This is a genomic window from Peribacillus sp. NPDC058075, from assembly GCF_042885195.1.
In the GTDB taxonomy this organism is placed as follows: domain Bacteria; phylum Bacillota; class Bacilli; order Bacillales; family DSM-1321; genus Peribacillus.
Genome location: NZ_JBHVSL010000001.1, coordinates 639,492 through 652,115, shown reverse-complemented (window position 1 = coordinate 652,115; position 12,624 = coordinate 639,492). Strand labels below are relative to the sequence as shown.

At 43.3% G+C, this 12,624-nt stretch carries 13 protein-coding genes and 1 other annotated feature; of the genes, 4 read left to right on the top strand and 9 right to left on the bottom strand.

Features of this window, described 5'->3' with window-relative positions; all coding sequences use genetic code 11:
• Positions 1 to 19: 19 nt before the first annotated feature.
• The 3 genes from polX to zapA form a co-directional block, all read right to left on the bottom strand.
• Positions 20 to 1,738, bottom strand: a complete 1,719-nt coding sequence (gene polX / locus ACFVS1_RS03310) for a DNA polymerase/3'-5' exonuclease PolX (protein WP_387545116.1) — start codon at positions 1,736 to 1,738, stop codon at positions 20 to 22.
• Positions 1,739 to 1,938: 200 nt separating this feature from the next.
• Complete coding sequence (locus tag ACFVS1_RS03305) at positions 1,939 to 2,484, bottom strand: CvpA family protein (RefSeq protein WP_352919349.1); 546 nt, start codon at positions 2,482 to 2,484, stop codon at positions 1,939 to 1,941.
• Between the two features lie 4 nt (positions 2,485 to 2,488).
• Positions 2,489 to 2,749 (bottom strand): cell division protein ZapA, encoded by a 261-nt coding sequence (gene zapA / locus ACFVS1_RS03300; protein ID WP_048678967.1) that lies wholly within the window; start codon positions 2,747 to 2,749, stop codon positions 2,489 to 2,491.
• A 173-nt stretch (positions 2,750 to 2,922) separates the two neighbouring features.
• Here zapA and rnhC point away from each other — a divergent pair, with 173 nt between their 5' ends.
• The 3 genes from rnhC (at position 2,923) to ACFVS1_RS03285 (ending at position 4,915) form a co-directional block, all read left to right on the top strand.
• Positions 2,923 to 3,882: a ribonuclease HIII gene (gene rnhC, locus ACFVS1_RS03295; RefSeq protein ID WP_387545113.1), complete on the top strand. Its 960-nt coding sequence runs from the start codon at positions 2,923 to 2,925 to the stop codon at positions 3,880 to 3,882.
• Between the two features lie 184 nt (positions 3,883 to 4,066).
• Entirely contained in the window at positions 4,067 to 4,405 is a 339-nt protein-coding gene (locus tag ACFVS1_RS03290) for a hypothetical protein (protein WP_387545111.1), read from the top strand.
• A 195-nt stretch (positions 4,406 to 4,600) separates the two neighbouring features.
• Positions 4,601 to 4,915, top strand: coding sequence for a hypothetical protein (locus tag ACFVS1_RS03285; RefSeq protein WP_387545109.1), 315 nt, complete (start codon positions 4,601 to 4,603; stop codon positions 4,913 to 4,915).
• Here ACFVS1_RS03285 and pheT read toward each other — a convergent pair.
• The 3 genes from pheT to ACFVS1_RS03270 form a co-directional block, all read right to left on the bottom strand.
• The gene (pheT, locus tag ACFVS1_RS03280) at positions 4,881 to 7,295 is read right to left on the bottom strand and encodes a phenylalanine--tRNA ligase subunit beta (protein WP_387545107.1); all 2,415 of its coding nucleotides are present in this window, start codon (positions 7,293 to 7,295) and stop codon (positions 4,881 to 4,883) included. The two genes, ACFVS1_RS03285 and pheT, sit on opposite strands and share 35 nt — an antisense overlap.
• 29 nt (positions 7,296 to 7,324) lie before the next feature.
• On the bottom strand, positions 7,325 to 8,365 hold the full coding sequence (pheS, locus tag ACFVS1_RS03275; RefSeq protein ID WP_387545106.1) for a phenylalanine--tRNA ligase subunit alpha: 1,041 nt from the start codon (positions 8,363 to 8,365) through the stop codon (positions 7,325 to 7,327).
• A gap of 58 nt (positions 8,366 to 8,423) precedes the next feature.
• Positions 8,424 to 8,665, bottom strand: a binding site (T-box leader).
• A gap of 44 nt (positions 8,666 to 8,709) precedes the next feature.
• A complete protein-coding gene (locus tag ACFVS1_RS03270) occupies positions 8,710 to 9,468 on the bottom strand; it encodes a TrmH family RNA methyltransferase (RefSeq protein ID WP_352919331.1) in 759 nt (252 codons plus the stop codon).
• 122 nt (positions 9,469 to 9,590) lie between these two features.
• On the opposite strand from ACFVS1_RS03270, the gene sspI reads away from it, so the two are divergent.
• The gene (gene sspI, locus ACFVS1_RS03265; protein ID WP_076364828.1) at positions 9,591 to 9,800 is read left to right on the top strand and encodes a small acid-soluble spore protein SspI; all 210 of its coding nucleotides are present in this window, start codon (positions 9,591 to 9,593) and stop codon (positions 9,798 to 9,800) included.
• Between the two features lie 16 nt (positions 9,801 to 9,816).
• On the opposite strand, the gene ACFVS1_RS03260 is transcribed toward sspI, so the two are convergent.
• The 3 genes from ACFVS1_RS03260 to ACFVS1_RS03250 form a co-directional block, all read right to left on the bottom strand.
• Positions 9,817 to 10,200 carry a general stress protein gene (locus ACFVS1_RS03260; RefSeq protein ID WP_352919327.1) on the bottom strand — a complete coding sequence of 128 codons (384 nt, stop codon included), beginning with the start codon at positions 10,198 to 10,200 and terminating at the stop codon, positions 9,817 to 9,819.
• Between the two features lie 387 nt (positions 10,201 to 10,587).
• Positions 10,588 to 11,400, bottom strand: a complete 813-nt coding sequence (locus ACFVS1_RS03255; protein WP_387545103.1) for a YflT domain-containing protein — start codon at positions 11,398 to 11,400, stop codon at positions 10,588 to 10,590.
• 170 nt (positions 11,401 to 11,570) lie between these two features.
• Entirely contained in the window at positions 11,571 to 12,500 is a 930-nt protein-coding gene (locus ACFVS1_RS03250) for a YsnF/AvaK domain-containing protein (protein ID WP_352919321.1), read from the bottom strand.
• Positions 12,501 to 12,624 lie beyond the last annotated feature (124 nt).

The window sequence follows — 12,624 nt, the reverse complement described above, 5'->3', positions numbered from 1 at the left end:
CTTATTTATGGGCAAATAGTTAATCATTTCTCTTTAAAAACGCCAATAATCCATCCGTATCCCTTGCATTAAGAACCGTTGAATCTTTAATCCAGCCCTTTTTGGCTGACGAGACCCCAACAGGCATATGTTCAAGCATGTCGATGCTGTGGGCATCCGTATTGATTACAATAGGAACGCCCGCTTCCTGCGCCTTGCGCAGATGGGGAGGTGCCAAATCCAATCGGTTCGGATTCGCATTCAATTCCAAGGCAGTATTCGTTTCACGGGCCAGTTCGATCAGCATCTCTATATCCACATCATATCCGGCGCGTCTGCCAATGATCCTTCCCGTTGGATGGGCGATGATATCTACATGCGGATTATTCAGAGCCGTTTTTAAACGCCCCATGATCGTTTCCCGAGGCTGTGAAAAGCTTGAGTGAATCGATGCGATCACTAAATCCATCTCAGCAAGCAGCTCATCGTCATAATCAAGTGTCCCATCAGGAAGTATATCCATTTCAATCCCTGAAAGAACGGTAAAGTCATCGTATTTTTCATTAAGTTCATGGATGATCCGTTTTTGTTCTCGTAAACGTTCCGCTGTCAAGCCGTTCGCCACTTTCAGATATTGCGAATGATCGGTGATGGCCATATATCGATACCCTTTTGCACGGCATGCTTCAATCATTTCTTCAATCGTATGAGCCCCATCACTCCATGTGGTATGCATATGCAGATCACCTTTAATGGCCTCTAAAGATATGAGAGGTTCATTAGCATCATAATGCTCCACTTCCGTTCCGTCTTCACGTATTTCTGGCGGAATGAAAGGAAGGCCAAAGTGATTATAAAATTGTTCTTCCGTTTCAAACGTCAATACATCACCGGTTTCAGTCACTTCCACTCCATATTCGCTGATTTTCTCGCCGCGTTCCTTAGCAAGCTGGCGCATCCGCACATTGTGATCCTTCGAACCTGTAAAATGATGGAGTGTCGTGATGAATTCCTTATCCTTCACGATTCGGAAATCAACAGAAATATCATATTCATAATCAAGCACGACCGATACTTTTGTATCACCGGCCGCAATCACCTGCTTTATCCCTTTTATTGCAAGCAGTTGATTCTTAACCTCTTCGGGATGATCTGTCGAAATGATGAAATCGAGGTCCTTGATCGTTTCCCTCATGCGCCGGATGCTGCCGGCCCTGGAAGAACGGATGATGTATTCCATGTTAGCAAGGGCCGTTTCAATATCAGCCGCAATCGGCCTCATGAAGGCAAGGGGAAGTCGATCGGGCCTTGAACCCGCCTCGGCAATTGCAGACAGGATCTTCTCTTCCGTTTTTTTGCCGAAACCGGCAAGCGCCGCGACCCTTCCTTCTTCACAGGCGATTTTAAGATCATTCACATCACCGACATGCAGCTCTTTATGAAGCTTGGCAATTTTCTTCCCGCCCAAACCTTGAAGCTGAAGTAGCGGAATCAATCCTTTTGGCACCTGCTCCTGAAGCTCTTCAAGTACAGTCGATTTCCCCTCATTTATATACTCTTCGATGACGGATGCCGTTCCTTTCCCGATTCCATTTAAAGCGGTAAAATCTTCGATCTCCGACAGGCTCCGGTCATCCGTTTCCAAGGCGCCTGCTGCCTTTCGGAAAGCTGAAACCTTGAACGGGTTCTCTCCTTTTAACTCCATATATATTGCAATTTTTTCTAATAATTTAATGATATCTTTTTTATTAATTGTCATTTAATTCACCGCCGAAAAAATTAGTAGGGTGCCTCATGTTCACTTTCTTAAAGATACCTTTCTTGGAGGTAAAGTACAAGCAGTCCGATTTTGAACTTTCGGGGGAAGTTACATGCTGCTACATAAAAAGGGGCCTCCCCCGTTCAAAGTATAGGAATCCAGGACTTTGAGAAAGGGAGGCAGGCCCACTTATACTGACATTAAGATTGTTTTAGATCATGAAACCAAAGTTCCTTCACTTGCTCGGAAAGGAACGGCGTATGTTTCACGATCGATTCTGCCAGAAATGAGCCCGTTAATGGTTTCTGGATGGAATCCATTGGCAGCATGGCAGCTATATATAATATAATAAACATGATAAGATAGACTTCGAGAAAACCCAATATCCCTCCACCCCAGCGATTCAGCTGCTTTAATATCGGAAGATGGGTAATGAAGTTGAGCATGGATCCTATCATCTGCCAAAGTATCTTGGCAGCAAAGAAAATGATTGCAAAGGCAATTGCATTGTAATACGCCGTATCAAGCCCGACTGTATCGAAAAACATATTAAGGGTCGAGGAATCACCCATCGTTGGAAACGGAATCCACAATTTCAGATTGGGAGCAAGATCTCCGTAAAATACATAGGCGACGATGAAGGCTACTATGAACCCTGTCATATGAACCATTTGTAAAATGAAGCCACGCTTTAAACCGATTAATAAACCGATTAAAAGAATGGCCAGAATTGCTAAATCAAGCATGTACTCAGTCCTTCTCTCTCTTTAATTCCAGTTGAAGCTGGTCTAGTTCATCTTTTAATTTAATATATTCGTGGATGGTATTCACGGCCGTTAGCACCGCTAGCTTACTTGTATCCAAGTATGGATTTTTCATCCTGATCTCTCTCATTTTTTCGTCAACCATCGAAGCGACCAGGCGCATATGACTTGCGCTTTCTGTGCCGACGATTGTATATGGTTGTCCGTATATATCAACTGTTGTTTTATTTCGTTTATCGTCTGACAAAATGATGCCCCCAATCTAAACAATCCTAATTCTATCATATCACGAAGTTTTTCGTCATGAAAGAGAGTACATCGTCATTTATCGCATAAAAATTTCAATAATTTGTCAAACAAAAACGAATTTTAAGAAGAAGATTACCTAATAAACAAAATGAAGTTAGGAGCTTACCCATTATGTCCCATGTTGTTTTACTTATCAGCCCTGAACAAATAAAGGCGATGAAGTCCCACTATTCTTCATCCTTGGCCGCCAAGCTGCCGCCCGGGAGCGTCTTTTCCGCCAAACCGCCGCTATGTACGGTGACCGCCTATAAATCTGGAAAGGTGCTTTTTCAGGGTAAAAATGCCGAACTAGAAGCGGTAAAATGGCAAAATGGCACCACTGCTGCTGCTCCAAAGAAAAAAACGGCATCCTCTGCATCAGTCAATGTCCATCGATATTCGCCGCCTGCAAATATCGGGACCATGTCTGTGATTGGATCCGATGAGGTCGGAACAGGAGACTATTTCGGCCCGATCACCGTCGTAGCCGTATATGCAAAAAAGGAGCAACTAGCCCTATTAAAGGAGCTTGGTGTCCAGGATTCCAAAAATCTCAAAGATCCACAGATCATCGAAATTGCCAAACAGATTAAGGATGTAGTGCCATTCAGCCTGCTCACATGCGACAACCCGAAATATAATACGCTTCAGGCAAAGGGAATGTCACAAGGAAAAATGAAGGCACTCCTCCATAACCAAGCAATCAAGAATCTCATGCAAAAAATCCACCCGGAGCAAGCGGAAGCGGTCCTTATTGATCAATTCGCTCAACCAGAGGTATTTTTCAACTACCTAAAAGGGCAAGAACTATTTCAAGCTAAAGCCACCTATCTATGCACAAAAGCGGAAGGCATACACCTTGGAGTAGCAGCCGCATCCATCCTGGCCCGATATGCTTTCGTGAAACGCTTTGACTTGCTGAGTGAAAAAGCCGGATTCAAAATCCCTAAAGGAGCAGGATTTGCAGTCGATGAAGCGGCCGCAAGATTGATTCATGAAAAAGGAATCGATTCATTAAACGAATTCACGAAAACCCACTTCGCCAATACAGAAAAAGCAAAGCGTCTATATCAACAGAAATATCATAAATAATAGAAGAAAGCGGCTGATCTTTTGGAAAAGCTGCCTTTTTCTCGTGAGTTTGCGCTATTTACTCATGGGTTCGCATCATTTACTCGTGAATTTGCGTTTTACTCGTGAATTTGCGTTTTACTCGTGAGTTTACGCCATTTACTCGTGAGTTCGCTCCTTTTACTCGTGAATTTACGATTTACCCGTGGGTTCGCATCATTTACTCGTGAATTCTCGCCTTTTACTCGTGAATTTGCGTTTTACTCGTGAGTTTGCGCCTTTTACTCGTGAGTTCGCATCATTTACTCGTGAATTCTCGCCTTTTACTCGTGAATTTGCGCTATTTACTCGTGAATTTACGATTTACCCGTGGGTTCGCACCATTTTACTCGTGAGTTTGCACCTTTTACTCGTGAGTTTACGCCATTTACTCGTGAGTTCGCTCCTTTTACTCGTGAATTTGCGTTTTACTCGTGAGTTCGCACCATTTACTCGTGAATTCACACGATTTACTCGTAAATTTACGATTTACTCGTGGGTTTGAGCCTTTTACTCGTGAGTTTGCGCTATTTACTCGTGAGTTCGCTCCTTTTACTCGTGAATTTGCGTTTTACTCGTGAGTTCGCATCATTTTACTCGTGAATTTGCGTTTTACTCGTGAGTTTGCGCCTTTTACTCGTGAGTTCGCATCATTTACTCGTGAATTCTCGCCTTTTACTCGTGAATTTACGATTTACCCGTGGGTTCGCACCATTTACTCGTGAATTCACACGATTTACTCGTAAATTTACGATTTACTCGTGGGTTTGAGCCTTTTACTCGTGGGTTCGCACCATTTACTCGTGAATTCACACGATTTACTCGTGGGTTTGAGCCTTTTACTCGTGAATTCACGCCATTTACTCGTGGGTTCGCACCATTTACTCGTGAATTCACACGATTTACTCGTGAGTTTACGCCTTTTACTCGTAAAATCCAAAAAAGACAGCTCTCCTGTTTCAGGGAGCTGTTTTTTTGTTTTATCCTCTTAGCTCTGCGCCGGCTTTTTCTTTAACGGCTTCAAGCACTTTATCATGTGCTTTTGTAATGTCCTCGTCCGTCAGTGTACGTTCCGGGTCGAAGTATTTCAGTGAGTAGGCAATGGATTTCTTGCCTTCCTCCATTCTTTCACCTTCGTATAGGTCGAAGATGCTTACTTCTTTCAGCAGTTTACCACCGGCTTCTTCAATAATATCCTGAATGTTACCGGCTTTCGTAGCTTGATCCACAACGAGCGCGATATCGCGTGTGGTTGATGGATAGCGCGGAATGGTTTGGTACGCAATCGGCGCGACTTCGGCTTCAGCCAATGCTTTTAAGGAAAGTTCGAAAATGTATGTTTCTTTAATATCCAAGTCTTTTTGGACAGTTGGGTGCACTTGGCCGATAAAGCCAATCATTTCATCATTCAATAGTACTTCCGCTGTCCGTCCTGGATGCATGTCGTTGATTTCCGCTTGGCGATAACTGATTTGATCAGCTAATCCAAGTGTGTCGAATAATGCTTCGATCACGCCTTTGGCTACAAAGAAATCCACTGGTTTCTTTTCACCTTGCCATAGATGTGACTCCCATAGGCCTGTGATTGCTCCAGCAATATGTTCTTTTTCTTCAGGCAGTTCTTGTTCGTCACGCTTAAAGAATACAGAACCGATTTCATACAGTGCCAGTGAATCAATTTGGCGGGCATTGTTATATTTCACGACTTCCAGCAATTGAGGCACGATGCTTAAACGCAGCTGGCTCCGTTCTTCACTCATTGGCATTGCTAATCGTATGGATTCTCTTGCTCCCAGTGCAAATTGGGACGCTTTTTCCTGGCTTGTCAGTGAATAGGTCACCGCTTGATAAAGGCCTGCGCCTTCAAGTGTACGGCGTGCCTTCCGCCGTTTAATTTGATAGTCTGTCAATTGGCCTGGAGTAGCAGCACCAATCGGCAGTGTAGCGGGAATGTTATCATATCCAAATAAACGTGCAGCCTCTTCGACTAAATCAGCTTCAATCGTAATATCACCACGGCGCGTCGGGACTGTGATTGTGAATGTTTCATTGTCAAGTTCAACGCCAAATTGCAGACGTTTGAAAATCGATTCCACAACGGATACGGTCATGCTTGTTCCAAGAAGTGTGTTGATTTTTTCAAGAGTGATGCTAATGACCGCAGGTTCCATAGTCAATTCATCAACTTCTGCTGCTCCTTGTAAGACTGTTCCGCCTGCATATTGTGCAATCAATTGTGCAGCACGTTCTCCAGCTTCACGTACACGGGCCGGATCGACACCTTTTTCAAAGCGGGCACTAGCTTCACTGCGTAATCCATGGTCCTTTGAAGCTTTACGAACTACAGTACCTGCAAAATATGCACTTTCAATAATGATGTTCGTCGTATCATTTTTCACTTCGGAATCTGCTCCGCCCATCACACCTGCTATCGCTACTGGCTCGCTGCCATTTGTGATCACTAAATGGTCAGGTGTCAAAGTGCGTTCCGCTTCATCCAATGTTACGATTTTTTCAGCATCCTTCGCTCTGCGGATGACAATTTCCTTTGAACCAAAGCGGTCATAATCAAAGGCATGGAGCGGTTGGCCGTATTCAAGTAAAATGTAGTTCGTGATATCCACCACATTATTATGAGGTCGGATACCTGCAGACATCAACCTAGTCTGCATCCAAAGCGGTGAGGGTCCGATTTTGACATCCTTGATGATTTTAGCCAGGTATATCGGGTTATCTTCTTTCGCTTCAACTTTGACACTGATATAATCCGTTGCTTTTTCAGCTGCCTCTTCTTTCTCGACAACCGGCCATTTCACTTCCCGGCCTAGAATGGCTCCCACTTCGTATGCAACACCAAGCATGCTCAATGCGTCGGAACGGTTTGGAGTCAGCCCAAGTTCCAGCACTTCATCACTTAAACCAAGTTCCTCCAATGCATCTTTCCCTACTTCCACATCATTAGGGAAGACGAAGATGCCTGTAGCATAATCCTTGGAAACGAGCTTGGATTCGAAGCCCAATTCCTGAAGCGAGCAAATCATCCCGTGCGATTCCTCTCCGCGAAGTTTCGCTTTCTTGATTTTGAAATTACCTGGAAGGACTGCGCCAACAGTAGCGACTGCGACTTTTTGGCCTTTATCGACATTCGGTGCTCCACAGATGATTTGAACGGGATTTTCGGCCCCGATATCAACTTGGCATTTATTCAATTTATCCGCATTTGGATGCTGTTCACGTTCAATGACATGCCCGATGACGACCCCTTTTAGCCCTTCACTTTTCTTTTCCACCCCTTCAACCTCAATGCCGCTTTTCGTGATTTTGTCAGCTAGCTCCGTCGCATTGATGCCTGAAAGGTCAACATAATCTTGTAACCATTTATATGACACAAACATGGTAGGTCCTCCTTTTCAAAATAAAAAATTTATGCTTCGTGATGGTTGAATTGTTTTAAGAATCGAACATCATTCGTATAGAAATGACGGATATCATCCACGCCGTACTTTAACATGGCAATCCGTTCCACGCCGATTCCAAATGCGAATCCTGAATATTTCTTGGAATCGAAGCCAGCCATTTCTAGGACGTTCGGATGAACGATCCCGCCGCCAAGCACTTCGATCCAGCCTGTTTGTTTACAAACGCTGCAGCCTTTACCGCCGCAGATTTTACAAGAAATATCCACTTCGACGGAAGGCTCCGTAAATGGGAAGAAACTAGGACGAAGACGGATTTCACGGTCTTGCCCGAATACTTTTTTCGCAAATACGTCCAGTGTTCCTTTCAGGTCGCTCATGCTGATGTTCTCATCGATGACCAAGCCCTCAATTTGCTGGAATTGATGGGAGTGTGTCGCATCATCGTTATCACGGCGATAAACTTTTCCTGGGCAAATGATTTTAACAGGACCTTGACCTTTATGTCTTTCCATCGTTCTGGCTTGAACAGGTGAAGTGTGCGTACGCATCAGGATTTCATCCGTTATGTAGAACGAATCCTGCATATCACGTGCCGGATGGCTTTTTGGCAAGTTAAGTGCCTCGAAGTTGTAGTAGTCGCTTTCGACTTCAGGACCTTCCGCAACGGTATAACCCATACCGATGAATAAGTCTTCGATTTCTTCGACAACACGTGTTAAAGGGTGTAGATTCCCCTTGTTAACCGGACGTCCAGGAAGTGTGACGTCAATCGTTTCAGTTGCTAGCTTTGCATTGACTGCCGCCGTTTCAAGTGCTTTTTGTTTCTCCTCGATCTTTGTTGCGATCGCTTCCCGTACATCATTGGCTAGTGCCCCGATTTTCGGGCGTTCTTCGGCAGATAATTTACCCATGCCGCGCAATACCTCGGTGATTGGCCCTTTTTTCCCTAAATAAGCAACACGGACTTCATTCAGTTCTTTCAATTCGGAAGCGGCGGCAACTTTTTGCAACGCTTCTTCCTGCAGTTCTAGTAAACGTTCCTGCATCATGTCTTCCTCCTTTATTTTCCTTTTGTAAAAATGAACACAAAAAAACCCCGATCCCTAAAGGGACGAGGTTTATGTATCGCGGTACCACCCTTATTAGTGCATAAACAAAAAAACTTCTGCACTCACTTCATTAAAAATAACGGCTCTTCACCGGAACATTTTTCAGACACCCTGTCTTCCCAATGCCAACTCGAAAGGTGAATTCACTTAAGCAGTGCCATAAAAATGCTTTCAGTCAAGGCATTTTCTCCCTGGATATGGTTAACTTAACCTACTACTCTTTGTCATCGTTGTTATCATTATAAAATTCTGTTTTATTATATTATAATTCTTCGGCCGTTTCAAATCGATTTTCGTAAATGGTACATTAAAATCCCGGCAGCGATCCCCACATTCAATGATTCGCTTTTTCCGTAGATGGGAATATAAAGGTTTTTAGTCGTTTTCACCAGTAATTCCTTCGATACACCTTGGCCTTCATTACCGACCAGCAGGGCAAATCGGGAAGACTTTTCCACTTCTTCAAATGGCGATGCACCTTCTAATGCCGTGCCATATACCGGTGTGCCGCTTTGCTTCAGCTCATCGATGATTTCAGAAAGGTTCCCTTTAATGACCGGCATATGAAAGAGGCTCCCTTGCGTCGAACGGACCACTTTTGGATTATACAGGTCAGCACACCCTTCGCCAAGTATGACCGCATCGATTCCAGCTGCATCCGCTGTCCTGATCATCGTTCCAATATTCCCCGGATCTTGGACGGCATCGATCAGCAATAGTTTATCCGGATTGATGGACGCCATGCTCGTTGATTTCTGTTCACAAACCGCAGCAATTCCCTGCGGGGCTTCGGTATCACAAATCGCCTTCATAATATCATTTTTCACATAAATGAGTTCTGTGCCTTCCACCTTAAAATGGGCAGGCATTTCAGTTTCTTCATTGATGATCACTTCCAAGACGATTTCTTCTTTTAAGGCTTCTTCAACTAGGTGAAAACCCTCGACTAAATATTTACCTGTTTTATCTCGTTCTTTTTTCGTCAAAAGTTTTTTCCATTGCTTAACTTGCGGGTTTTTTACGGATTCGATATATTTCAAGGGTAAACGCTCCTTTAACTTCACACTGATTTTCCTATTATAACGCAATTCACATACATATTGCATGCGAGTTTGTGAAATGCTATTAATGTCAGTCATTATGTGTTAGGGGAGGAATAATTATGAATTTAAACTTACGTAATGCGATCATCCAAAATGTATCTGGAAATTCGCAAGAGCAGCTGGAAGACACGATTGTCGATGCCATACAAAATGGCGAGGAAAAAATGCTGCCTGGATTGGGAGTATTATTCGAGGTCATCTGGCAAAATTCATCCGAGCAGGAAAAACAGGAAATGATCACTGCTCTTGAATCAGGATTAAAAAAATAACAGCCTTCAGTGGCTGTTATTTTTTTGATTTCGCTTCGCAAGACTTCAGTTCTTCAATGGAGACTTCTTCATCTAGCAGCAAGATGAATTTTTTTGCGCTCACTTCTTCAAGCATCGCTTTTGTCTCATCATAAGAGTAGCCGTATTTCGTGAAAAAGCTGCGTAAATCTCCAGATCCTTCATCTGTGAAGTAGTGGAAAATTTTCAAGAAAAGAGTGTCCTCCTTATCCTGATTGGCAATGATCAGTATATCCGTATGTTCATTTCCAAGCTGCACATCATTTTTTATATCAGCTGCCACTGTCATTTGGGTGCCAGATACGCCTTTAGCTTTTAAGTCTTGAATTGCAGCAAGTAGTTCCGGATTAGAGTCAAAAACACCATATACGTTTTTTTCCATGTTTCTCCCTCTCCTTGTTACTCTACTAAAAATAAAATTCCTTAGTCATTATACCTTGCTGCTTTAACAATAAACAAGCAAATAGTATAGCGGAGATTCCTATCTAATGCACGGGGAAACCCTTTGCCTAAAGCCAGACACTTGCTTTTGGCGGGGGTCCAGCGTGCTTCCTCGGTTTGCGCCTGTGGGGTCTCCCTTAGACGTGCCTTCCTCGCAAGAGTCTCGCACACCTGCTCCAATCAACTAGATTGAAATCAAATCACAGGAGTATAAGATGTTGCTTTGGGTCAGGTGATTCGAGAACATAATTTGATGAAAGAAATATTTTGCGAACCCTCTTTACCACAAACTGAAGAACAGCCTTGTGAAGGCTGTTCTTTTTGCGTATTACAGTTTGTCGGTATTAATTCGATTTTTGATGTATCCTTCTTGCAAGTCCTCCTCTTGCTGCCCGCTGGCATTCGGGCTCACGGTCCGATCCAGTGACCCTTGAGCATCAAGGGCTTTATCAGTATCAGCAGAAAACGGGTCTGCATGTGGGTCGCTTGCTAGTGTTCCTTCATAATTCCCTGGTTTTTTCTTCTTGAATTTTTCTGTGGAGTTCCCCCAGATTTCCCTTTGTTGAGCTCGCTTTGTATCCAGCTCTTCATTTCCAAAGATGTTCGCAGAATTCCCATGGAGTTCTTCGCTTCTGCCTGGCTGTGCTTCCACTTCCCCTGTTTGATAGGCATTCGCTGTTGTTTCAGGAAAAAGGTTCGGGTCCGGATTGTTCACCACACCTGTTTTAAGCGGATTCTCTGCAGGCTCGTCCGTTTCCTCCATGCGATTGGAAGTTATGTTATCCCGTGCTGATACGGTTTCCGATTCATCTAAAAGAATCAAGTATTTTCCAGCCTTCACTTCATTTATATAAGCAGTTGCTTCACTATCGGCAAGCCCTAACTCACCTAGTCGGTTCCTTATATCTTCAGAACCCTCGTTCAGGAAAAAGTGTTTCATCTTATCAATGAAAGAATCCTCATTAGAGTTAGTAACGACGTCGACATCCAGATCATGCTTTTCATTGACGAGATCCAAATCTTCTTTCCTATCAGCTATTACCGTTATTTCTCCTTCATGGACCCCCTTTTCCTTGAGGGATTGTATAGCCTGGATTATTTCTCTTTCCGTATTAAAAACACCATATAATGTTTTTCCCATGCTTCTTCCTCCTCCTCTTATTCCGATATTTCTTCTTATGTGTATTTATACCCTAATGGGTGCTAATTAAACAAAAAGGCTTGCCTTCCCTAGGCTCGAACCTTTAATAAGTCTTTAAAAATCAAAAAGAAGCCTGCAGTTTTAAAAACTGCAGGCCATTTCCTTCACTCTTAGAAGCGGTCGGTTCTACGTTCAGTTGCCTTTTTCTCATTTACAATCGATTCATCTGTACTATCAAACTGGATATCTTCCTTTTTAAGAGTATCCTGAACTTGTTCCGTTTCTTGTACAGCATGTTTCTTGATGACAATTTCATCAGTGACGACCGGTTTTTTCGAAACTTCCAATTTTTCTTCAACTACGGGAATCCGTAATGTTTCCCCATCTTCAATGCTTCCGGTTTCCAGATCCGATTCACGTCCTGAAACTGATCTATGCTCGACTGTCACTTCTTCGTGTTCAACAGGGACATTAATCGTTTTATGCTGTTCATTGACTTCTTTGTTAATGACGACTTCACCTGTCTGAACTCTTTCTTTGTCAATGTTCAGCTGTTCTTCCCGAAGCTTAAGCGTCCTTTCATCCTCAGGCAATTCACGGCCTTGTCCGTTGACTCCATAAACATCTTCTTTATTTAACGCATCGTTTTTTTCAGTGCCGTTATATAGTTGGTTGGTGGAGTTAGTATCAAGCCTTGTACCGGCAGTGTCCATTGTTCCGGTCGTGAATTTATCTTTTGCCGTTCCAAGATGGCCTTCCCCTTCTTCTACAAGAACCAGGACTTTTCCATTTTCTACATCAAAGACATGTTCAGCCGCTTCACTATTCGAAAGGCCTGCATTCGCCAATCTTGTTGAAAGGTCTGCCGTGTCATCCGGCATGAAGAAGCGTGCCACCTTGTCCATAAATGATTCGTCGTTAGGAACATTCGTCATTGTATGAACATCCGTTTCGCGTTGAGTGTTCGTGAAATCCAATGTTTCTTCCTTGTCCGCGACGACCGTGATATCGTCCCCTTCAAAGCCCTTTGCCTTAAGTGCATTTATTGCCTGGATTACTTCTGCATTTGATTCATATACTCCATATACTGTTTTATTCAATTTACATTCCTCCTTAGGTTTTGTTGTTTCGTTTAGTGGATGCTATGTATAAACAATACCCGCCATGTTCCTAAGTAAACGAGGAATTCATATTTCATTTATGTTATATCATTTACAAATTGTT